General features: G+C 45.3%; 19 protein-coding genes. 8 read left to right on the top strand and 11 right to left on the bottom strand.

The window, feature by feature from the left end:
* Nucleotides 1-8: 8 nt before the first annotated feature.
* Nucleotides 9-1,448, bottom strand: a complete 1,440-nt coding sequence (locus V7723_RS09490) for a cation:proton antiporter (RefSeq protein ID WP_335684222.1) — start codon at nucleotides 1,446-1,448, stop codon at nucleotides 9-11.
* A 195-nt stretch (nucleotides 1,449-1,643) separates the two neighbouring features.
* Between V7723_RS09490 and V7723_RS09485 the strand changes: the two genes are divergently transcribed.
* Both V7723_RS09485 and V7723_RS09480 read left to right on the top strand, forming a co-directional pair.
* Complete coding sequence (locus V7723_RS09485; protein WP_335684221.1) at nucleotides 1,644-2,465, top strand: trypsin-like serine peptidase; 822 nt, start codon at nucleotides 1,644-1,646, stop codon at nucleotides 2,463-2,465.
* A 244-nt stretch (nucleotides 2,466-2,709) separates the two neighbouring features.
* Nucleotides 2,710-2,982 carry a hypothetical protein gene (locus V7723_RS09480; RefSeq protein ID WP_335684220.1) on the top strand — a complete coding sequence of 91 codons (273 nt, stop codon included), beginning with the start codon at nucleotides 2,710-2,712 and terminating at the stop codon, nucleotides 2,980-2,982.
* Nucleotides 2,983-2,999: 17 nt separating this feature from the next.
* Here the strand turns inward: V7723_RS09480 and V7723_RS09475 are convergent, their stop codons facing one another.
* From V7723_RS09475 to V7723_RS09460, 4 genes are all read right to left on the bottom strand, one after another.
* Nucleotides 3,000-4,943 carry an HD domain-containing phosphohydrolase gene (locus tag V7723_RS09475; RefSeq protein ID WP_335684219.1) on the bottom strand — a complete coding sequence of 648 codons (1,944 nt, stop codon included), beginning with the start codon at nucleotides 4,941-4,943 and terminating at the stop codon, nucleotides 3,000-3,002.
* Between the two features lie 100 nt (nucleotides 4,944-5,043).
* Nucleotides 5,044-5,754 carry a transglutaminase-like cysteine peptidase gene (locus V7723_RS09470; protein WP_335684218.1) on the bottom strand — a complete coding sequence of 237 codons (711 nt, stop codon included), beginning with the start codon at nucleotides 5,752-5,754 and terminating at the stop codon, nucleotides 5,044-5,046.
* The gene (locus V7723_RS09465) at nucleotides 5,754-7,082 is read right to left on the bottom strand and encodes an HlyD family type I secretion periplasmic adaptor subunit (RefSeq protein ID WP_335684217.1); all 1,329 of its coding nucleotides are present in this window, start codon (nucleotides 7,080-7,082) and stop codon (nucleotides 5,754-5,756) included. The genes V7723_RS09470 and V7723_RS09465 overlap by 1 nt, the downstream gene beginning before the upstream one ends.
* Nucleotides 7,082-9,463, bottom strand: coding sequence for a type I secretion system permease/ATPase (locus tag V7723_RS09460; RefSeq protein ID WP_335684216.1), 2,382 nt, complete (start codon nucleotides 9,461-9,463; stop codon nucleotides 7,082-7,084). Before V7723_RS09460 ends, V7723_RS09465 begins: the two co-directional genes overlap by 1 nt.
* 702 nt (nucleotides 9,464-10,165) lie before the next feature.
* On the opposite strand from V7723_RS09460, the gene V7723_RS09455 reads away from it, so the two are divergent.
* The gene (locus V7723_RS09455) at nucleotides 10,166-11,509 is read left to right on the top strand and encodes a TolC family outer membrane protein (protein ID WP_335684215.1); all 1,344 of its coding nucleotides are present in this window, start codon (nucleotides 10,166-10,168) and stop codon (nucleotides 11,507-11,509) included.
* Between the two features lie 50 nt (nucleotides 11,510-11,559).
* Here the strand turns inward: V7723_RS09455 and V7723_RS09450 are convergent, their stop codons facing one another.
* Nucleotides 11,560-12,207: a transglutaminase-like cysteine peptidase gene (locus tag V7723_RS09450; RefSeq protein ID WP_335684214.1), complete on the bottom strand. Its 648-nt coding sequence runs from the start codon at nucleotides 12,205-12,207 to the stop codon at nucleotides 11,560-11,562.
* A 215-nt stretch (nucleotides 12,208-12,422) separates the two neighbouring features.
* On the opposite strand from V7723_RS09450, the gene V7723_RS09445 reads away from it, so the two are divergent.
* A complete protein-coding gene (locus V7723_RS09445) occupies nucleotides 12,423-14,540 on the top strand; it encodes an HD-GYP domain-containing protein (protein WP_335684213.1) in 2,118 nt (705 codons plus the stop codon).
* 11 nt (nucleotides 14,541-14,551) lie between these two features.
* Here the strand turns inward: V7723_RS09445 and V7723_RS09440 are convergent, their stop codons facing one another.
* Nucleotides 14,552-15,574, bottom strand: a complete 1,023-nt coding sequence (locus V7723_RS09440; protein ID WP_335684212.1) for a hypothetical protein — start codon at nucleotides 15,572-15,574, stop codon at nucleotides 14,552-14,554.
* A gap of 267 nt (nucleotides 15,575-15,841) precedes the next feature.
* Here V7723_RS09440 and V7723_RS09435 point away from each other — a divergent pair, with 267 nt between their 5' ends.
* Nucleotides 15,842-16,399: a pseudouridine synthase gene (locus tag V7723_RS09435; RefSeq protein ID WP_335684211.1), complete on the top strand. Its 558-nt coding sequence runs from the start codon at nucleotides 15,842-15,844 to the stop codon at nucleotides 16,397-16,399.
* A gap of 22 nt (nucleotides 16,400-16,421) precedes the next feature.
* On the opposite strand, the gene V7723_RS09430 is transcribed toward V7723_RS09435, so the two are convergent.
* Complete coding sequence (locus V7723_RS09430; protein ID WP_335684210.1) at nucleotides 16,422-17,246, bottom strand: universal stress protein; 825 nt, start codon at nucleotides 17,244-17,246, stop codon at nucleotides 16,422-16,424.
* 273 nt (nucleotides 17,247-17,519) lie between these two features.
* On the opposite strand from V7723_RS09430, the gene V7723_RS09425 reads away from it, so the two are divergent.
* The 3 genes from V7723_RS09425 to V7723_RS09415 all read left to right on the top strand — a co-directional run bounded on the left by V7723_RS09425 (nucleotide 17,520) and on the right by V7723_RS09415 (nucleotide 19,807).
* Nucleotides 17,520-18,089: a nitroreductase family protein gene (locus V7723_RS09425; RefSeq protein ID WP_335684209.1), complete on the top strand. Its 570-nt coding sequence runs from the start codon at nucleotides 17,520-17,522 to the stop codon at nucleotides 18,087-18,089.
* 39 nt (nucleotides 18,090-18,128) lie between these two features.
* Nucleotides 18,129-19,037, top strand: coding sequence for a glutathione S-transferase family protein (locus V7723_RS09420; RefSeq protein WP_335684208.1), 909 nt, complete (start codon nucleotides 18,129-18,131; stop codon nucleotides 19,035-19,037).
* Between the two features lie 158 nt (nucleotides 19,038-19,195).
* The gene (locus V7723_RS09415) at nucleotides 19,196-19,807 is read left to right on the top strand and encodes an OmpH family outer membrane protein (protein WP_335684207.1); all 612 of its coding nucleotides are present in this window, start codon (nucleotides 19,196-19,198) and stop codon (nucleotides 19,805-19,807) included.
* Between the two features lie 9 nt (nucleotides 19,808-19,816).
* On the opposite strand, the gene add is transcribed toward V7723_RS09415, so the two are convergent.
* Genes add through deoA form a run of 3 tightly spaced genes read right to left on the bottom strand, consistent with a single transcriptional unit; the run spans nucleotide 19,817 to nucleotide 23,330 of the window.
* Nucleotides 19,817-20,782 carry an adenosine deaminase gene (add, locus tag V7723_RS09410; protein WP_335684206.1) on the bottom strand — a complete coding sequence of 322 codons (966 nt, stop codon included), beginning with the start codon at nucleotides 20,780-20,782 and terminating at the stop codon, nucleotides 19,817-19,819.
* A complete protein-coding gene (locus V7723_RS09405; protein WP_335684205.1) occupies nucleotides 20,782-21,990 on the bottom strand; it encodes a phosphopentomutase in 1,209 nt (402 codons plus the stop codon). Before V7723_RS09405 ends, add begins: the two co-directional genes overlap by 1 nt.
* On the bottom strand, nucleotides 21,987-23,330 hold the full coding sequence (deoA, locus tag V7723_RS09400) for a thymidine phosphorylase (protein WP_335684204.1): 1,344 nt from the start codon (nucleotides 23,328-23,330) through the stop codon (nucleotides 21,987-21,989). The genes V7723_RS09405 and deoA overlap by 4 nt, the downstream gene beginning before the upstream one ends.
* Nucleotides 23,331-23,339: the final 9 nt, after the last annotated feature.

Here is a 23,339-nt window from a genome sequence, read left to right as displayed (position 1 = left end):
GAAAAAAATTACTTCTTAGGTAGATCATCCTGGCTTCCATCTTCGGGATTATTTCTATTTTCTTCCATCACAGCTTGATAACTGACCGCATCTTCATTTTGGATAAGAGCTTCGGCATTTTCAGACATCGGGCCTTCTGACGACGTATTATCTGGTTCGTTCGGGTGCTTTTGCTGTTCCTTTTGTCTGCCCGTCTTAAATTTTAAATATTCGAAAGTTGTTTTCGACGCGCGCATTAAAAACACGGTTTCCTTGCCATAAATATCATCCCACACCGCCCGAAAATCATTAGCTTGTCCAGCCGCGAGCTTTTGGGCACGGCGAGCTGTGAGCAACCAAAGTGGACTGATCATCAAACTCAGTGCAATAACTGTGATCATTAGTTGGGCAATATCAGGAGATACGAAATCACTGTCACCGCCGGCCGCCATGAGCAAGAAGGAAAATTCCCCAATTTGCCCAAGAGCTGTTCCAGCAATAAATGCAGACCGCCAATCGACGCCAGTGACCCGCAAGATTATTATGTTCACAAGTGTTTTTACCAAAATAACGGCAAGGAGCATCACCAGGACCAGAACAATATTTTGAAGAATATAAGTCAGATCGATCAGAAGGCCGATAGACAGAAAGAAGATCATCAACAAAATAGCTTGTATCGGCTGGGTCGCCTCCACAATACGTTCGCGCTCTTGACTATTTCCAATAATAAGACCAGCCAGAAAGGCACCAAAAGCGGGTGAGGTGCCCACGATACCGCTTACCGCAGCCATCCCCAGACAAAAGACAATTCCGAAAAGGGGAAGCAAATCAGCGTTGCCAGATATAGCTTTTAGGAACGGGAGGTGAACCCGTTCGCGCTGGCTGAGAAAAAGAATAAGAGCAATAAGGAATCCTATTGCCAGCGCGATAGTCAAAATCAGGATGGGAATATTGAGTTCTGATCCAGATAAGCTCCCGACGATTAGCAACATTGGAACAACTGCAAGATCTTGTGCGATCAAAAGGCCTATCGCAATATTACCGGTTCTTTGATGAAGCTCCCCAATATCTTCCAAAATTTTTACCGCAACAGCTGTCGAACTAATTGAAAGACTAAAAGCAAGCAAGAGGGTCAATTGCCAGGGCCAATCCAGATACCAAGATAATAAGCCCATTATGCCGTAGGCAATGGCGACTTGAAGGAAGACGCCGCCAATAGCAGTTTTCCAAATCCGCATAAAGGATTTGAGATTAAGCTCCATCCCGATGAGGTAAAGCAAAAGCAAGACGCCTAGTTCCGCCAATATTTCCACATTTGCACGATCTTCGACGAAGCCAAACGCAGACCGCCCCAAAACCATCCCTGTCAACAAATAACCTACAATGGCCGGCTGTTTGATGCGGGTCATAATCATGCCAAGAACGAGGGCCACAGTAGCGATAATCGCAATATCAGTAAGTTGGTGCATTTAAACTACTAATTTTTTGTGTAAGGTTGGTTGTTGCTTAGGCAATTCGGTTCAGCCAACGTAACAGATATTGGTTAATTTGTTGACTATATTGATGGGATTTATAGGAGAAAATAATGGCCGTTTTATGGGTAGTGATTATGGACATCTCAAGTTGATTGTTTATCAAGTAATCCTGAGGATAATTTAGGGAATATGCGAAAGCTAGTTCATTGGATCATCATAAGTATATTCTGCGCGCTCGGCTCAGTCGCGGCACCCTCTGCCATGGCAACCGAATACCAACAATCAACGAAAAAAGAGTTAAAACTTTATGGAATCAAAGGGAAGGACGATCGGGTTCGCGTAGATATTACCGAAAATCCTTGGCGTTCTATTGGCCGGCTAAACCGGTCAGGCAATTTTTGTACCGGTGTGCTGGTTGGCCCAGCACAGGTTTTAACGGCAGCTCATTGTCTTTGGGACAACCGTCTTCGAAAATGGGCTAGCCCAGACAACATTCATTTCGTTGTTGGATACGAGCGGGGAAATTATACAGGGCATTCCAAAGTCGCGAAATATTTGCTATCCGGAAATCGTACCCCGAGCAAAAAATATGGAAAACCCGACGTTGCTAGTGATTGGGCTATTGCAACGCTCAAAGAGCCCTTGGGAGAATCTTTTGGCTACATTCCGGCAATCAGTATAAATGATCGGGATTTGAACAATGATGTGACAAGCCTCAGTACCTTTGTTCAAGCGGGGTATAGCAAAGATATTCCGCATATGCTGACCGTGCATGAGGGATGTCAAATTGAAAGTATTGAAAAAGACATCAACTCAGTTGCGGCTATTCTTCTTCATGAGTGCGATGCGACAAACGGAGATTCAGGATCTCCCATTCTTATGAGAAAAGGTTCAGGCTTTGGCTTGGTAGGTCTGCACGTGGCAACATATAAGCCAGTCAACAGAGGTGTTCTTGGGATCGCGATCTCATCCGACCAATTTCGCGACAGTTTTCGCATCTTCCTGCCTTAGTGTAAAATTTTATGAAAAATATCTGAAATTTATCGATTAATACCTCATATGAGGGATGTAATGCTGATTTCTGACCGCTAAGTTGAAGGGGTTGAGACAGAATTTATTTTCTAATCAGTCGATTTAACCGTAATTACACGGTATACTGCGTCAAATTGCCAATTATTAGGCGATTTGACGCATTTTTAAAGAATGAAAATAATTTGAAAATCATTCTTTTATTTAGTTGAGAGCAGGCTTGTAGATGATTGAGGACGATAAAGAACAGACTTTGCCAATTGATTTAGATCTTGATCTAGATGAAGTGGTCGATTTGGATGCCTTGTTCGATGCTCTTAATATTGCAGCAGAAGATGGCGCTGACACCATGGAATTTAAAGCGCTTGAAAATGGCGGCGGTGTTTTGACAGTATTTGGTCAGGGTATTGATATCAACGCAATGCCATCTGGCCTCGATGATTTAAATGATCAATCAGACGATTTATTGAAAACGAACATTATTTCGGACGAATCCTAATCTTTCAGCCTTTAAGCCTAGTTTGACATCATTGTCTTGAATTTTGCACCAGCGTCGGTTTCAAAGAAATCTGTCATCGCCACAACAATTCTCTGGTCGTACTTTTCTGGATTGGTTCTAAATACACGTAACGCTTCATCAATTCCAATCGTTTCACGATAACCTCGAGGTGATATGCGGGCTATCAAAATATCTGTCATACCAAGGATGCGGGCTGAAATTCCAATTTCGTCGTCAGTTAGGCCGTTGGGGTACCCTGAACCGTCCAGGCGTTCATAAAGCTGCGTGACAGCATCTAAAATTGGTGCTTCTATTTCAGCTTCTTGCAGTAATTTCTCAGCAACAAGTACGTGTTCTTGCATGATATTTTGCTCCTTAGCATTTAGACGGCTTTCTTTTTCCCGAATGTTTCTGGGAATTGAAATTTTTCCAATTTGAGATAAATGCGCGCCTGTTTCAATAACACGTCGTGTTTCCACAGGAAGATCGAGCTGCTCCGCAATGTGCTCAGCTAGATGTCCCATCCGGTTAGAGTGATCGGCGAGGTATGGATCATTTGCTTCAAGCATACGAACCAAAACCGTGATAGCTTTTTTATCCATCTCTTCTTTGCGCCGCTGAAACTCTACATATTCGGTGATGTCGCTGCCCACAGTAACTATGCCAATAAAATTACCGTCGTCGTTGAGAAAACGAGATTTGGCTATTCGGATGATGCGTACACCCTGCGTTGTTTCTATGTTGACAAACGCGTTTATTGTTTGCTCCGTTGCAATCGCTTTTCTATCATACTTGGCCATTTCGCGTGCAACTTTTTCTCCAAAAAGCAGTCGATCCGTTTTCCCCGGTATTGATCGTATTGGTGTATCAACGAGGCGCGCAAAGGATGGATTGGCGTAGATATACTGCCCTTCGGAGTCGGATAAACTAATATGCTCGTCGATTGTATTATTGATGCTACCGAGAAGGCGGCGCTGGACGTTGATCTGAGTAGCAAAGTCTTTGTATTGTGTCGCTAGCGCAGTTGCACTTTGGTTTCTGAAAGTCAACCATAGCGCCAAACACAGGCTGATAATCACGACAATGAAACTTAATGCTAGGCCAATAATAAACAGAATATAGGTTTTTAGGCCGACTAAAGCGTCTTGACCAGCCACTTGCTCGACGATGAAAAGGGACGTGTTGCTAACTGCGTGGCTAGCCGAGTAGATCGTATCTCCATTATTGGCTGTCCATGATCTAAATGGCACCATATCGGCAGAGAGATTTTGGTCTACCGCTGGCGATACGAAAGGAGCTTTAGACGGAAACAGCTCTATATATTCGTCGTCTTCAAACTGAAATAATCTTATTTTTACGGGCTCAAGAGAAAAGGGTGAAGGATCCAAAAATCTTACTAGCTGTTCTGACGCGGGAACAGCGAGAAGCAAAACACCAACAATATTTGCCTCCGTAGACAGATTGTTAGATTGCGCGGCCTTAATCGGAATGAGCAGGTCGAAGGCCAATCCGGTTTCCGTTGACCTAAATGGTGTAATTGTCACATCTTCCTTTGAATATTGCTGAACAGCTATATCTCGTTGCTTATCTATCAAGGAAGGAGCACCTCCAGAAGCTAAATATGCTCGGCCATCTTGACCAATCATATAAGCCCCCAACAAGGAGTTTTGTTGAACAAATGCGCTGATCGCACCTTGCATGTAGGGAAGTTGGCTCTTTAGTGCTGCGGGAAGGTCCTTGTCCTTAGACAGATTAATTTCAGTAGCGAATAGTTGAAAAAGCTCGTTGTTGACTATTCTTCCTGCTTGCTCGGAAGTCACATTGAGCCAGGTTTCGATGACTTTTGCCTCACCAGCGGCCGTAATTTCCATACGGTTTTGTAACTCTGCAATGAGTTCTTTTTTGCGGATCTCGATGGCATAATCGGCGGTGAAATATGAAAGAAAAAGAAGAATAATCAATAAAAGCCCGCCAATTTTCCACGGGGCACTGGTCATGTGTTTATCACCCTTTGGTGCCTTGCTTGGCAGAAAACTGTTCAATTCAAGTTTTGTAACAGTGTCAGTCATTTTTGTTGGTTCCTTTTGAAGCCTGCCCGACTGACACCGTTTTTGGAATGTGAGCCCATCTATTCTGTTCATTGACGGAATAGAGCGGTAAATAATATTGAGCGAAACTCTCGTTTAAAACGCTGTCATTTAGATCATCAAGAATATATATTCCATTGCCAATTCTGACGCTTAGAACGGAATGTACGTTATTGCGTAGAACGTCATTTGTAACGACAACTCGCATGTCAGCTGGCGGAATGCCTAATTCCTTAAGGCTGATATATTTCATGATAGCAAAATCTTCTGAATCACCACCATTTTCCATAAATTCAAGAGGTGTGGCCCAATAGTCGCTTACCGCATAATTTTCCGTATCGGTGCGTTTTCGCCAACCATTCAAAAAACGATTAATTTGCTGAACTTGGTTACGCTTACCTGATGTCCGTAGTTCGCTGATTTTCGCCCGCCAAAGGGTCATTTGCTGTGATTGGCAGTCCTCAATTTTTAAGTCGCATTTTTTTGCTTCAATAGCGATTTCTTCGAAACTCTCTATAACGCGTTTCCACTGAGGCAAAGCATTGAGGTTATCGGAGATAATTTCAACAGTTCCGAACAGCCCATTTACCTTAACATCAGCATCTGCCGTTTTCGTTGGCGCAAGCAAAAGGAAGGCCGATAGAGCCAACAAAGATATGCCAGAAACTTTGGATAGCCTCTGCATCAGCGTTCTCTCAATGCAGAGTCTCGGGTTTTTAAAATTGGTTTTAATATATAGTCTAAAACAGTTTTATGGCCGGTCAAAGTATCGACCGAGGCCACCATACCCGGTATTATTGGATAGGTGTTTTCCCCGCGTTGGAGATAATTCTGATCTGTCCGTACAATAATCTGATAAAAACTCTCTCCTGATTGTTCATCGACAATTGTATCAGCACTAATGCGCTCAAGCTTCGCAGGCAATCCACCATAAATCGAAAAATCATAAGCCGTGATTTTAACGGTCGCTTCCTGACCCGGCCTTAAAAAGGCAATGTCAGCTGGTCGTATACGGGCTTCTACAAGTAACGAGTCATCAATAGGAACAATTTCGATAATGTCCTGGCCAGGTCTCACGACACCGCCAATTGTTTGAATTTTTAGTTCTTTGACTTCGCCGTTGACCGGTGATCGTACATCCGTTCTGGCGACACGATCTGCAACACCTAAAATAGCTTGGCGGGCGGCCTCATATTCAGCTCGAACGACACCAAGCTCATGAGATGCTTTGCTCCGAAAGGTAAGGATTTTTTCCTCTATTCGCTGATTGGCTTCTTTTAAGGCGCCATCAACCCTTGGAAGTGCTAGTTTTGACGCAGAAATTTGACCTTGGAGCTCATTTATTTCGCGTTTCAATTGTAGAAATTGTACTTTTGGAACAATTCCTTTCTTTACTAGCGGTTCGGTAATTGCCTTTTCTTCATTTGCAAGCGCAAGTGTCGATCGCAATTGCTTGAGACGCCCGTTGATTTCTTGGATTTCTTGATTGCGCTGCTGGGCTTGTTGGCGCAGAATTGTAATCTGAGATTGAAGTTCGGATTGGCGGGCATTGAAAAGGTTTTGCTCGCTGACGGATATATCTTGTCGCTCCGCCAAAAGTTCGGGGGGAAAGGTTACACCAGACCCGGATGCTTCCGCTTCGAGACGAGAAATCTTGCCCATTAAGTTGAGATAGTTAGATTCAATCTCACCGGCACGGGATGAGTAACCAGTGTCATCAATGCGCAGCAGAATTTGCCCCTTCTCGACAATATCGCCTTCACCAACGAGAAGTTCTTCGAGAATACCACCCTCAAGATTCTGAATAACTTGAACTTTGCTCGACGGGATTACTTTGCCATCTCCTCGGGTCACTTCGTCAAGGACAGCGCGATCAGCCCAGATATAGGCCGCGATAAAAAATGCCACTATACCCATTAGCAAAAGAAACGATCTCGGATTAGGACCCTGAATTTTTGCAGCCACAACGTCCGATGCGAAATCTGAATCGTTCCATTTTAGTTTTCCTGACATTAGATATCCTTTTTCCTAGATACCTGTACCGTCGTCGCTTTGACGGTTTGCGCCTTGCGGTTTGCTTGCTGTCCAATTTTCAATATTTCGTCCCTTGGGCCATCAGCGGCAATTTTTCCATTTCCTAACACGATAATCCGATCGACGAGAGAGAAGAGGGAAGTCCGATGCGTTACTAATAGAAGTGTTTTATCCGCCACGAAATCTTCTAATCGACTGATAAAACGGCGCTCCGAATTCAAATCCATCGCGCTTGTCGGTTCATCAAGCATCAGTATTGGCGGATTAGGCAATAACGCTCGTGCGAGACCAATGCTTTGCCGTTGACCTCCTGACATGGTTGCTCCTTTTTCCCCAACATGCAGATCATATCCATGCGGGTGCCGGCTAATAAAATCATGCACGCCGGCGAGTTTCGAGGCTTTTAAAATCATCTCGTCATCCGCTTGAGGATGTCCCATGGTGATATTCTGTCTTACGGTCGCCTGGAAAAGGGTTATGTCTTGCATGACTGTGCCGATACTGCGGCGAATGTCCGAGGGGTCGATTTGGCGAATATCTGTACCGTCAATTAAAACCGCTCCTTCGTTTGGTTCGTAAAGGTTGATGAGAAGACGGGAAATTGTGGTTTTACCAGAACCGACAGGACCGATAATGCCAACCTTTTCACCTGCTTTGATCTTGAAAGAAACATCGCTCAAAGCGGGAAGGTCTGTATCCGGGTATTTAAAGGTGACATTCTGGAATTCAATATCTCCCTGTATATTGGGTCGGCTAAGATGCCTTTTTCCTGCGCCTCTCTCGACAGGAAGAGCCATTATCGTGTTTAAGCCTTTCAATGCTACCATAGCTTGGTTCAATCTGGTCAGTAAGCCAGCAATTTGCCCCAAAGGAGCCATTGTCCGACCCGTCAGTATAGTACAAGCAATCAATGCGCCGACTGTCATCGCCGAATTTGGCTCACTCATCAATATTACACCGTAAACAACGACGCCTACGGTCACCAACTGCATGGCTGCGGCAGAAAGATTAATTCCCAAACCAGCGAAAAAACGGGCTGCGACACTCGTTTGCGCTGTCTTGCCGACAAACCGTTCCCATTCTTTTTGCATGTGGCCTTCAACACCCATACTTTTTACAGTGTCGAGAGCAGAGATGGTTTCAATGATTACCCCGTGCTTCATTGAGGCTTCTTCCGCTGATTTTGCCACGGCATGTCGCATAGGCCATTGCAGAAACAGACCAATGAGTAAAACTATCGGGATTGCCATCGCCGGAATAATGGCAACGGAACCGCCAATCAGATAAATGATAAAGAGAAATATGCCAAGAAATGGCAGATCGACAAGGGCCGTCACCGTTACCGATGTAAAGAAGTCCCGCAAGGTTTCGAACTCACGCAGGTGATTTGCGAACGCGCCGGCGGAAGCGGGGCGCGCTTTAACTTGAATGTTGAGAACTTGCTCGAAGATACGGCTCGACAGTAAAACGTCGGCGCGTTTCCCAGCATTGTCGACGAAATAAGAGCGTAGGGATTTTAACAGTAGATCAAAGGCGATTACGATGATCACACCGATGGCCAGTACCCACAGGGTTTCAATGGCTTTATTAGGCACCACCCGATCATAAACATTCATGATAAAAAGAGGGCTTGCGATGGCAAAGCTGTTGATCAGAAAGGCCGCAATAACGACTTGGAGGTATGTTGGCCAAAATTGCCACATAGTGCCCCAAAACCAGGAACCTTTCCTCGGAGTAAGATTTTCATCCTTATCCACGCGATATTTGAAAGCGGGCCTGACCAAAATTGCATAACCGGCATACATCGCTTCCAATTCTTCCAAAGCAATGGATTGGCTTCCTTCGCCGGTATCGGGAAAAATAACATCAGCCATTCCGTTTTTGCGCGAAAGTAAAATACAAGCGCGACGATCGGATAAAAGCACGATTGACGGTAAGACGACATCGGGTATTTTCTTTAGGCTGCGGTTAGAAATACGGGCACTGATACCGGCGCGCTGCGCGGCGCGAACGAAAAGTTGCGGTGTTAGTTTATTGTCTTCGAGTGGGAGACCATAAATCAATGAATCTGCGGTTCGAGGATCATCAAAAATTTTTGTCAGAGCAGTCAAGCAACCAAGTAAAGAATCCTGGTCCGCCCGGCTGACTTCTGAGAGGTTTATCTTCCAATTCTCCTTCGTCTTCGCGTCATTGATTTCTTCTTGCGAATTTGAAAGACTATCTGTGTTCGGCGTAATAAAAGTTGGGTCGACGTGTTTTTGCTCTCCGTCTTTTGGTGCAAACAGTTCTTGAGCAGTTTTTATGCCTATGTGCCCAGGGGTGGTTTTGTCTGTCACAGAGCTATCCTTGTTGTCCGTCATGCCCGTTATTCCAATTCAGGCTATTCGCCTTTATCGCCAAAGAATTCAAGAGAATTAACATCAATTTTCTAGTTCATCCGCACGTCAATGCTATGTGCTTAATTAGGTCGACAATCGGACCATTTGATGGCATCGGGAAAAATAGCTTTTCGCCCCATTTTTCAATTCTGCTACACATGTCACAATTTTCATTAACTAATTCAACACCAAATTAGTGAAAAACCAGTTAATTTATTGTTTCTTTTTGCCGTCTTGTTTAATGTTTTCAAAAGCTGTTTTACAGTTAAAAAACATAATGTTAGGAGTTCGAAATTTCAGCTTCCGACTCGGCACAAAGTGACGTGTTTTCGCCTAATTTTCAATAAAAATTAACCATAACTGATTCTTTTGGCTGAAACTAGTCTTTCAGCTCTAGCTTCAAGCTCAGCTCATGCGGGTTATTAATTACCATGTTATGATTAAAGCAGGCGTCTGGCTTTTTATTGTGTTATTTCCGCCACAGCTGGCATCAAGGGTGATTTTTTAAGATAAGGCTTGTACGTATAGAGTTGATTGTCGCCCTATCTTGCCGCAAAATTGTGGAAGATTTAGGAAAATTGATATTTTATTTCGGATTATGCAGGGCGGATCTGGAAGATTTATTGAAAACCAAGGTCCGGTTTTTACAGGCTAAAACAGATATTTATTAGTTGGGAGAGGGGAATGACGTTCAAAAGTAGGGCAGCAAGAACGAGGCGTGTGATTTCCGCTAGTGTTCTGACAGCCGTATTTGGGAGCTTTGTGGTTACTGGTGCCGCGCAGTCTGAGACGCTTAAAGAGGCAGTGCAGATGACGGTCGCTACATACCCTGAAATCGCTGAGGCCTCGGCGAACCGTCGGGCTGTCGATCAGGAATTACGTCAGGCTGAAGGCCTTTATCTTCCGTCATTGGATTTAGCAGCGGGCGCCGGTTGGGAATGGACTGACACAGTTACAATCGACAACGAAGAGCTTGTCAGGACTGAATCCAGTCTAATATTATCACAAACTTTAATTGATGGTGGGTTTCGGGCAGCTGAGGTTGATCGGCAGGAAAACCGTGTTGATAGTGCTGCTTATCGGGTAAAAGAACGCGCTGAAGCGATTGCTCTCGATGCCATTCGTTCTTATTTGGACACTTTACGTAGCCTTGAAATCGTGAATCTGGCAACAGACAATGTTGAAAAGCATCGTCAGACACTGGCCGAGATTCAAGACAGGGTGAAAGCCGGGCAAAGTGGAATAGGTGATGATCAACAAGCACAGGCACGCTTAGCCGCAGCCCAGGATACGCTTGTAGAAACGTTGCGTGCACTTGATGATTCTGAGATTTCCTATTTACGGGTTGTCGGGATTAATCCGATTAACTTGGAATTGCCAGAATTTAGCGACGGAACGTTGCCTGTCAATATAGATGATATCGTTGCGATTGCTCTCGATAGTAACCCAGATATTAAATTTGCAGAATCAGACGTCAAAACCTCTGAAGCAGAAATTGATGCGGCTAATTCAAACTTCTACCCAACTGTAAATCTTGAGGTCGGGGGATCGGCCGATCACAATATTGACGGGATTGAAGGTCACAATGACGATTTTTCGGCGATGGTTCGCCTGAATTATAATTTGTATCGCGGTGGTATTGATGTCGGCCGGGAAAAAGAAGCGATTGCCAGAAAATCCGAGTCTGAGCAACGGAAACTAAGATTTGACCGTCTGGTTGAAGAAGAAGTTCGCCGAAGTTGGAGTACCATGGCGCGTTCTCAAGCGCGAGCGACAGTGCTATCGCAAGAAGTAGTTGCAAACGGACAAGTCGCGTCTACTTACGCTCAGGAATTTCAAATCGGTCAACGGGATTTGCTCGATTTGCTTGATGCAGACAATGAATTATTTAACTCGCGTACTTCTTTAGTAACAGTGGAATATTCGGTTCTGTTTTCCAAATATCGGCTGCTGGCAACAATGGGTCGATTGAACACAACATTGGGCGTTATCTTGCCTGAAGAAGCTTTGCCAGGAAGTAAGGGTTAAATCTTTTTGAATCGCAAGAAACAGCTCCCTAAGGGATAAGTTGTCATCGATTATGGTTCTTTGTGACGCCACCAGCCAATTTCGTTGACGGAGTAGATGGGACGATAATGCTTGATTCGGTTGGCGTTTATAACCTGACCAATTTGATTGTCTAGCACAAGATTTTCACCATTAAATTCGACGACAAGAATGGCGTGGGCAATACCAAGATTCATGTCTTGCAGAACAACAATTTTCATATCGTCTGCTGACCACCCCAAAGCTCGAAGCGTAAAATACTTTACGATGGCATAGTCTTCACAATCTCCAAAACGAGCAAAAAACTCTTTTGGGGTCTCCCAGTAATCGCGAACACCCCAATTGACCGGATCCAAAATGTATCGAAATAGGTTCATATGCCGATTTACACGATTAAGCTGCTCCTCTTTCGATAGCTCTCGCCAATCTTCAATCAACGCCAGCCATTTTTGATGGGCGCATCTATTGTATTTTCCGGATTGGCAATCTCCAGGCTCGTCTTTATAGGATTCCAGAACGTGCCGCCATTTGGGAAAAGGTTTTAAGCCTTCGTAAGGTGTTGCTCGATAATCAAACAATCCAACAGCTTCTGCATTCGTCGCAAGTGGGCTAATAAGTAAAGCACCACCAAGGACAAGTGCCAAAATGGACACTCTAAGTTTTAATAACAATCCGGTCATTACTTTTGAACTTGGTCTTTCAATGTAGCGCGCGCAATATGCTGGCCAAAATATTTTTATATTATGGACAATAAACTCTTAACAAACACTAAAAAATTGTATGAAATTGGCTTCAAGTTAAATATTACGGGCTACCCAAAACTGTATAAAAATTTACCTATCTTAAAGAGTTTCGCGGCATTCTGTTCGCAATAGTATTTTCATAGAGGTCTGGAATGTCAGAATTCGACATCGAACATAGCGGAAAAAACAAGGCATATACTTCTGTAGCAATTGGTATGGTCTTGCTTTTAGCGGTTGTCGTTGCTGGTATTTGGGGCACTTTCAAATTCATAGAAGAACAACGAGGTCGCGACCTTCAGAATTGGGAAATCAGATTAGGCATTGTGGCGGAGAGCCGTGCGGCAAGTGTCGAAGAATGGTTGCGCGAACAGAAACAAGCGATTGGTACGTTAGCGAATAATGCGTCTCTACAGGTTTATTTGACCCAGTTAGTGATTGAAACGAACGAAAATGGAAATGCAATATCCGATGTTCCCGAAGCTGGGTATCTCATTAACCTTCTAAATAATCAGGCAGTCATCAGTGGATTTTGGGAACCCGAAGAGCCCGAGATAAGAGCCAACGTATCACGTCCAGGCCGGGCGGGTATCGCGCTTACAGATAATACCGGCAGCTTGTTAGTTTCTAGCGGCAATATGCCGCCACTCAATCCGAATATTCGTGCCGCAATGGCTGAAGCAGGAAACGGTCAGCCGGCGCTTATTGACCTGTACCAAGGAATTGGCGGGGATCCGACAATGGGGTATGTGTGGCCAGTATTTGCTGTACAAGGCGATGGATCTAGTCAGGAAGTTATTGGTTTTGTTGTTGGCGTTCGTACGGTCAATCCTTCACTATATCCTTTATTGGTCCAGCCAGGGGACACAATGCAAACCGCGGAGACTTATCTGGTCCGTCGCGAAGGAAATCTGGTTCAATACATTTCTCCGCTGGCAGATGGAACAAGAGCACTTGGGAGAAAGCTGAGCATAAAAAATACACTTGCGGCTGCGTTTGCCGTTGAGTATCCCGGTGACTTTACAGTTGCTAATGATTATTTAGGAAATAAGGTGCTGGTTACCGGCCGTGCCTTATCTGGCGCGCCCTGGTTCCTTGTAAGAACCATTGCGGTTCGTGAAGCATTGTCGGAAACGGAAGAACGACTGTCGACAATGCTTGGGATTTTTATCCTGCTCATTGTTGGGGTTGCGGTGACGGTTATTGCCGTTTGGCGTCACGGCACGTCAATTCGCGCATCGGAGCTTGCTTCCAGATATAAAGGAACAGCAGAACATTTAAAGGAAAGAAGCGAGTTTCTTAAGATCGTTACCGATCAACAGCCTACGACTATTGTCGTGTTTGATGCAGAGGATAAATACACCTTTGCCAATCGCGTTGCGTCGGATGAAGCCGAAATATCTCAAGAAGAAATGATTGGTAAAAAAATAGCCAGTGTTCTCGGGCCGGTTCATGCGAAGGAAATTGTTGAAATGACTGATTTGGTCCGTGGTGATTTTCAGCCGCGTTCTACGATTACACGTCTTGATGAAGGTGATTCCAAAAAGATCATTAAGTCTGATTTCATTCCCTTGCGATCTTCTCGAGCCAGCAAAGAAGTCTTAACCGTTTTTCAAGATATAACGGATGTTGTTACCGAACGTGAAAGGCGTGAAACTGTTCTACGTAGTCTCGTTTCGACGTTGGTCGCATTTGTAGATCGACGTGATCCTTTTTCGGCGGATCAGTCCCGCCGTGTGGCTAAGGTAGCGGTAGCAGTAGCTGGAGAAATGAAAACGTCAGAGGAGACAGTTCGTACGGTCGATATTACCGGCAATCTTATGAACATCGGAAAGATCCTTGTACCGCCAGATCTTTTAACAAAGACCAAAAATTTGTCCGCTAAGGAAATGGATGTCATTCGCAATAGTCTTGTCGCTAGTGCAGATTTACTGGAAGAAGTTGATTTCGATTTGCCCGTTGCTGCGACCTTGAGGCAACTTCAAGAGAATTGGGACGGTTCTGGTCAACCACGAGGATTGCAGGGAGAGGAAATTGGCGAAGCAGCGCGGATAATTGCTGTCGCAAATGCCTTTGTCGGTATGGTGAGCCCACGCGCATATAGAAGTGCTTTGGGTTTTAGCGCAGCTGTTCGACAACTGTTGGAGGATGCGGATACCCGGTTCGATCGGAAAACTGTCAGCGCTCTAATAAACTATCTTGAGAACCGCGGTGGCCGGGAAGAATGGCAATATTTTGCGGACAAACCAAGCACGGACGAGGACAAAAAGTGAAATAACGATCGCTAGAGGACGGAAGAAGCCTGCAATGCTGCCGGGCCTGTAAGTATAAGTTTTACGACTTCACTTTGACGACTCGTATCTGTTTTACGGAAAACTTGCCGCAACTGAGATCTAACCGTGTGCATACTGACGCCCCATTTCACCGCTAGATCGTCCAATGTGTGACCGTTAGTGAGACCGAGAGCCAGACGACCTTCTGCAGGTGTAAGTCCATAAAGGCCGCAAATAGACTCCACGGATAGCTCGACTGGTTCAGCAGGGTCAGAAACGAATAAGACAGCCCCTTTACCCGCTACACCGGTTCCAATCGGCGCAACCATAATATTCAGAGGTGAATCATTTTCCATGCGAGTTAACGAAATAGCGAATTCAGCTTCCGATTTATTTTCAGTTGAAGGTGATAGAGTTTCTGAAAGCAGTTTGGATAACGCTTTATTTTCGCCTGGAAGTGTGGCGCGACAAATACGGTCTGGCCCGACTACAAGACCGTCGGCTTTCTCTAAATACGATTTAGCTTTGCCGTTGAAAAATAAAATTTTGGAATCCGCCGTCACTAATATCACCCCTATGGGTAAGCGGTTGAGAACTGCGGTGGCAGAATCTAGTAGTGGCGCGGCTTGCGCATCCCGTCGGTGAATTTCATGTCTCTGAACCGCATTGTGTAGGCTGCGGGACATGCTGTCTGTTGTAAGTTGGGCTTTGACCAGGTAATCTTGGGCTCCTCGGCGAATTGCTTCGCGGCCAATTTCCTCATCATCACCGGTAAGTACGACTATTGGTGAATTTGTCATTTTTTGATGAAGAACTGTCATCATCTCAAACTGGCATTCAGCGTCTTGCGTTACGTCCAACAGAATAACGTCGCCCTCTCGGCTGCTTCCCTTATTCAGAAATTCTTGCAAATCATTAATATGCTCAAGCGAAAAATGCGGATGTGCGGTATTGGAGAGGAGCCAGCTTAGTTGCTGCGCATCTTCCTCTCGTTTTCCGATAAATCGGACAATTGCACTAGATTTTTGGACCATTTAAACCGCATATCCTAGAATTTTATCAATAACGATGTTGTCGCTATGTTAAATCGCATTACAACATGACGTGAATTACCTAAAATTTCGATAACTTGAGAGCTAAATTATCGTGAATCCTCTATACATTCCTGTAATAGAGAAATATGTCAGAATTAAATTCTAAGAGCTAAAAATTTTGCCTGACATTATGTGATCATTTGATAACCTGCATCCTTTTGCAATCGACGCAAAAGGATTGCTTTTAAACAGGCTACGAATAAATAAATGCCAAATTATATTGCTTTTCATAAACCCTATGGTGTTCTCAGTCAGTTTACAGGCGAAGAAGAGCAAAAAACGTTGGCGGACTACGGTTTGCCTAAAAACGTATATGCGGCGGGACGGCTTGACAAGGATAGCGAAGGCCTTCTGATCTTGAGCGACGATGGGCCTTTTATCAAAGATTTACTTGATCCTGAAAATGCACATGAAAGAGTTTATTGGGCCCAAATTGAAGGAAATCCGGACGAAAAAACATTGGATACATTAGCAAATGGTGTACTAATTAAAAATTATAAGACCAAACCTTGCCGTGTTACCCGATTGTCGCCCCAGCCGGAATTCACCCCCCGTGAACCCGCCATTAGAATGAGAAAAAACATACCCACGACTTGGATAAAAATTACGCTGACAGAAGGCAAAAACAGACAAGTTCGCCGCATGACAGCCGCCGTCGGACTTCCAACATTGCGCCTTATCAGGCAACGTGTCGGAAACCTTTGTTTGAAAAACCTTCCACAAGGTGAATGGCAAATAACGGACAAAGCATCAATTATTCCCTAAGTCAGCCCAAACCTCTGACAGCTTAGTGTGCGAACAAAACCGGAGCTGTCATATGTGCTAACGTATTCTCGGTTGCTCCGCCCAAAATCATTTCGCGAAGGCGGCTATGTCCATAGGCGCCCATTACAAGCATATCGGCACTATAATCAACCAGCGCATCCAAAAGCGCGTCACCGACTTTAATATCAGGCCAGACACCAGCCTTGAAGGCTGCTTCAACGCCGTGTCGCTTAAGATGCGCTATGACGTGATCTGTTGCATAGCTTTCATCTTCATCGGCATTCACACTGAGAAGTGTGACTTTGGTTGCAACGGTAAGAAAGGGAAGCGCTTCATGAAGAGCGCGTGAAGCTTCACGAGAATTATTCCATGCGACCAACACATGTTTTCCAAATTTCTTGTATTCACCCGCATAAGGAATTACGAGGACTGGGCGGGGAGAACTCACGACGAGCTCGTCAGCGATATATTGGCTTTGCATGTTGTTATCGGCATCTGGGTCTCCCTGCCCAACGATAACCAAATCTACTGCAACAGCATGCTCGTTGATCAAGTCCGGCGCATATCCTTCTTCGACGACTATCTCGATTTCCTGTCCGACAGCACCTGACAATTTTTCAAGCTTCGCCTTGGCCTCTGCAGCCTGCTTTTCTTCAGCTACTTTTGATTGTTCGATAAATTCCGGGGGAACATAGCCCATGAAGGATGTCGGCACGGTAACTTGTGCAATTGTGTAGAGCGCCTTGATATGGGCGCCATGAAGCGCCGCCAGATTAAGCGCCGTTTCTATCCGAGATTCCAATTGCGGATCATTGTTTAGATGGAGCAAGATAGTTTTGATAGACATGGATTCTTCCTAATTTTACTCATTCTTCTTTTATACTTTACCGTTTGTGCCTCAGTAGGAATTGATTTGAGACAATAGATCTTTTATTTCAGTACGCGTCCAAATAAATTTCATGACACCTTAAACATAAGAATTGCACAGTTAGTTGACAACTTGCTAGTTGTATTTGTCGCCTTAAATCACAAATAATTTTGCAAGGGCTGCCAAATCTCTGATATGTACAGCACGGAACGATTTTGAAGCAGCCGACGGACGGAAGAGGAATTTAAAGATATGGAAGCAATTGATGCTTTATTATCCCGAAAATCGTCAGCAATGCTGGAATTCCCCGCACCTTCGCAAAAAGAAATTCAAATTCTGTTACAAGCAGCCGTGCGCGCGCCGGATCATTGTCGATTGCGCCCGTGGAAGTTTCTAATTGTTAAAAACGATGCCCGAGAAGCTTTGGGTGATGTCATGGTTGAAGCTCTTAAAATCCGAGATCCAAAAGCAACCGATGCAATGCTGGAGAAGACGCGTGGAAAGCCGCTTAGGGCACCGCTAATAATAGTCGTCATCGCAAAAATTAAAGAACATCCAAAAGTTCCCAATGTTGAACAGATTCTATCTGCAGGGGCGGCGACCCAAAATATAATGATAGCGGCTCACGCTCTGGGCTATGCTGGTATTTGGCGGAGCGGGGCTCCGTGTTTTGATGAGCATGTCAGGGTCTCACTGGGCGCAACTGGCAAGGATCAAATCGTAGGTTTCCTGTATTTGGGTACTGCGAGCAAAAAGCCCGTTTTACCGACTGAGTCTATGGACGAATATATAGACTACTGGACCGGTGCGCAGAAAAAATAAAACGTATGGGGCGCTCCATACCTAAAAAGGAATAACCTGTTGTCTGACATTATATTTCACCATTACGATCCCTCTCCTTTCGGCGAAAAAATCCGGTCCATTTTCGGCTTTAAGGGAGCAGAATGGAAATCTGTGCAAATCCCGAGAATGATGCCAAAACCAGACATTATGCCACTTACAGGTGGATATCGTAAAACGCCCGTTATGCAAGTTGGTGCACATATTTATTGTGATACGCAAATAATCATTCGAGAAATCGAAGCGCGGTTACCGACACCTAGCCTTTTCCCAAATGGAAGTGATTATTTAGGCTGGGGAACCAGTTTTTTTACCGACAAAGCATTGTTTGGAATTTGTGTTGCGATCGTCTTTGGCAGCTTTGGTGACCAGATGCCGGATGAATTCATAAAAGACCGGGCCGAGCTTTCTGGTGGAAATATTAATATTGAAAAAATGAAGGCCGGTTTGCCGTATTCCTTTCAACAATTCTCTTCGATGTTGGATTGGGCTGAGCAAGGCCTTGAAGACGGACGTTCCTATTTTCTTGGTGATGTCGCGAGTCTGGTTGATTTCAATATGTATTATTGTCTTTGGTTCGCTGGTCGCGTTCCAGAAGCTAAAGCTGTAATCGCCAAATTTCCGAAGTTGAACGCTTGGATGGGTCGCATTGCGGCCTTCGGACATGGTAGCCAGTCCGATATGACCTCCAAGGAAGCGCTGGAAATTGCGAATTCGGAAGATGTTTCTGATTATACTGGAGAAATTGTCAGTGTTGAAGGGCACAGCAAAGGCGGGCAAGTAACGGTAACGCCTAATGATTCAGGGCGGATTCCCGTTACGGGAACGCTGATTACGTTAACTTCTCAGGAAGTCGCTATCCGTCATACGAATGACATTGTTGGAGATGTAATAATTCATTTCCCACGTGCGGGTTTTATTTTGAGTTGAACGTCGAAAATTGGGGTGGAGCTAAGCTCTGCCTCACTTGGGACGGCGATCTTTCAGGTTTCTATTGAAATAGCTGTTAAAATGGATATCTATTTGCTAGTTTGATGCCAAATACACTAATGATATTCCGTAACTTACCTTCTATGAGAGAACGAATTTTGGTCAATAAATTTCGAAATACGATCCTTGGTTTTTGTGCCTTCGCTATCGTTTTTTCCGTTCATATGGAGAACACTGGTATTGCTGTCGCTGCTGAAGAAAAGAAGTTGCCGGAAGCGATAATTGCAGTTGTCGATATTAGTTACATCTTGAAGGTTTCCAAACCAACAAAGGCCGCAGAAGCGGAAATCGAAGAAAAACTTAAAAAGGTAGATGAAGATTTAAAAAAGAGAAGTGCGAGCCTCAAAAAAGAGAAAGAGCAGCTCGACAAACAGCGTGCGATTATTTCACCGGATGCGTATAAAAAGAAGCTGGAAAAACTGAACATCACCCATCAAAACCTACAACGTGAATCTCAGGTTCTGCGCGGGAAGTTCAACCAAGTTATTCAGCGTGTACGCCAACGATTACGTGGCTTAATAATTGCGCAAGCTGCAGCCGTCAGTAAAGAAAAAGGTGTAAATGTCGGAATTGATCGAGAAAAAACCGTCTTTTTTGACCACGCAATGGATATTACCGAAGAAGTTCTTGACCGTTTTAATAAATCAAATCCAAAAAATATAAAAATAACAATCGAAGAAAATCCAGCGGCGGCAAAGAAGAAAAATTGACGCTGTGTGTCAAATCGACGCTAAAAGGCGCTCTTTCAAATCGTCATCACAAAAGGCTGCATGAACAGCATTTCGCGTAATATCCTCGAGCGCTTTTGTACCTAGATCATAGTTTATCGCGGCCTGTTCATATTCATATCCGACAGAAGTCGCGAAAAAAGGTGGATCGTCAGAGCTTAGAGTGACGACACATCCTGCCTCCATAATTTTCCCAAAAGGGTGCAATTTACGGTCTCCATATAGTCCAGTTGAAACATTACTGCCTGGACAGAGTTCTAGCGGAATTCGCCGATCTGCAATCTCTTCGAGAAGCTCACCATCTTCTATTGCACGCACGCCATGGCCGATCCGCGTTATTGGCAAGTGATCTAATGAAGCCCGAATGCTTTCGGGCCCACCGAATTCGCCCGCGTGGTTCGTTGTTTGATATCCCGCTCGTTGAGCGAGGTTAAACGCAGCGGTAAAGTCTTTGGGGTGAAACTGTGTCTCATCCCCGCCCATACCAAAACCAACGACAAAGGGATGAGGATTATTGACAAAAGCGGTCGCCACCCTAAGTGCTTTCTCTGGGCCCAGATGCCGGACACAGGTCACTATGATACGGCCAACGATACCAAAATCTCGATAAGCGTCGTCAATACCAGCGGCAATACCCTCTAGGTGATCGCTGTAGCTCATACCGGCTTCCGCTGCATGGTCAGGAGAGGAAAACATCTCAACATATATAACGTCTTCCCGAGCACAACGGGCCAGATAGTCATAGGTAACGAGGCGGTAATCATCTTTGGATCTAATTGCTGCCGCAGCCTTATCGTAGCAATCCAGGAATTCCCAGAAGGTCGTCCAAGAAAATTCTCCATCGGACTTGAATGTCGTCGGGTCCAGGTCCGCACCATTCTTCTCCGCCAATTTTTTTACAAGTGCGGGTGTTGCCGTTCCTTCGAGATGGACATGCAATTCGGCTTTTTTGACCATTATTGCTCCAGAAACGAAATACCGTTGGATAATGGAGGAATGGATAAGTGGCGCGCGATACTTTGTCCGATATCGGCAAAGGTTTCGCGCTCACCGATGGAACGGCCAGTGACATTTGGGCCGAAGGCAATAATGGGAACTACTTCACGAGTATGATCTGAGCCGGGCCAGGTCGGATCACACCCATGATCGGCCGTGAGCACAACTAGATCGCCAGGGCGTAATTTTGCTTCTATCTCTGGCAGCCGGGCATCGAATTCTTCTAACGCATGCGCATAGCCGGGCACATCTCTACGATGCCCGAATGATTGATCGAAATCTACGAGATTAGTGAAAACCAAACTACCGGAGTCTGCCTTGTCGAGAGCCTCAAGAGTTGCATCGACGAGTGCCATATTTCCAGCAGCTTTGATTATCTCTCCGGTCCCGTGATGGGCAAAAATATCACCAATCTTACCAATAGAAATTACTTGCCGCTTATTGGTTGTCAGATGATCAAGCAACGTCAGTTCTGGCGGAGGAACTGCGAGATCCCGGCGGTTTGCTGTTCGTGTAAAGGTACCCGGAGTACCGGTAAAAGGGCGCGCAATTACACGCCCAATTTCATATTCATCCACAAGTTTTCGAGCTAAGTCACATAAATCATACAGACGTTGTAGGCCAAACTGATCTTCATGAGCGGCTATCTGAAATACACTGTCGGCGGAAGTATACACAATCGGCTTTCCACTTTTTAGATGCTTAGAGCCGAGGCGCTCGATGATTTCGGTGCCCGAAGCATGACAATTTCCAAGCACCCCTGGAATATTGCCTTGTTCAATTAAGGATTCTGTCAGGTGTTCCGGAAAACAGGGAACGGTCTTGGGAAAATATCCCCAGTCAAATAAAACCGGCACACCTGCCATTTCCCAGTGGCCCGAAGGTGTATCTTTTCCTTTGCTTTTTTCATTCGCAACACCGTATAGGCCCGCAAATTCGCGGCTTTTCGGGGTCTTTCCATGATATGTATCATGGGCGGCAAATAACCCGAGTCGTTCTAGATTTGGAAGACTGAGTTCACCTTTTCGATATGGGGCGTCTGCCCTGTTGTTAATGGCTGCGTCAATGATATGTCCGAAGGTATCGGCGCCGACATCCCCAAAAAGCTCGGCGTCCCGCGCTGCTCCTAGCCCGAAACTATCCAGAACAATTATAATTGCACGCGTCATAAATCCTCCTTCGTTAGCCGAGCCCGAATGGCCGGGGAAGAAACAGGCACGTCATCAGAGATTGTTATTGCTGCCAGAAGGCGCTTTTCAGCTTTATCTGCATCGGCGTCATTTTGAGCGTATATTGTCGCGATTGGTTTTCTGGGCCCTAGTTTTGTGCCGAGACCTGCGATATCGCCCAACCCAACGCTGTGATCAATTTTGTCAGATGCACGAAGCCGTCCACCGCCCAAATCAATTATGGCGACACCAAACTCGCGAACGTTTAATTTGGCTAAATAGCCACGCTTTGGTGCAATGACATGCCGGCGGATTGGGGCAAGCGGTAGATATTGATCCATGTTGGTCATGAGGTCGGGCGGTCCACCAAGGGCCGTAATCATTTCCGCAAATTTGGCGGCGGCGGCACCGCTTGAAAGGGCGCCGGTTACCGCGTGAGGGGCCGAGATTTCATCCACAAGGCCCGTCAAAACGAGCATTTCAGAACATAACGCGGCGACGACTTCTGACAATCTGGAATCAACGTTTTTACCCATCAAGAAATCGATGGTTTCTCGTACTTCAATGGCATTTCCAGCTGTTTTACCGAGAACCTCATTCATATCAGTGAGGAGCGCTGTTGTGGGCATGCCGTAACCATTCGCGACTGCAACAATACTGCGCGCCAATTCCATTGCTTCGTCATAGTCATCCTTGAATGCCCCGGAACCGAACTTAACATCCATGACAAGTGCGTCGAGCCCTGCGGATAATTTCTTAGACAAGATTGATGCCGTGATAAGTGGGATTGATTCAACAGTGGCTGTTACATCGCGAGTTGCATAAAATCGTTTGTCAGCAGGTGCCAGATCTTCGGTTTGGCCTATAATTGCACAGCCAACATCTTTAATGGTTTGCATCAATAATTCGGGGCTCGGTGACGTATTATAGCCAGGAACACTATCCAGTTTATCCAGGGTACCGCCCGTATGTCCAAGGCCTCGGCCGGAGATCATCGGTACCGCGCCGCCGCACGCGGCTATAATGGGCGCGAGCATCAAGCTGACTTTGTCTCCGACGCCGCCGGTAGAGTGTTTGTCGACTACGGGCCGACCCAGACCGGCTTCTGACCAATCCATGACATGGCCTGAATGGGTTTTTGCCCGGGTTAGCCAGATCCGTTCCTGCATTGTCATACCTTGGAAGAATACGGCCATGGCAAATGCTGCAATTTGCCCTTCTGAAATAGAATGATCAGTTACGCCGTCAACAAAAAACTGGATTTCTGCTTCAGTCAGCTTGCCACCATCGCGCTTATTTCGGATGATTTCTTGCGGTATAAATTTTTGTGGTTGGTTCATATTCCGTTT

Origin of the sequence: Sneathiella sp. (assembly GCF_036960985.1) — a bacterium.
GTDB lineage: Bacteria > Pseudomonadota > Alphaproteobacteria > Sneathiellales > Sneathiellaceae > Sneathiella.
The sequence above is the reverse complement of the archived record's forward strand: the minus strand, read 5'-3'. Positions and strand labels throughout refer to the sequence as shown.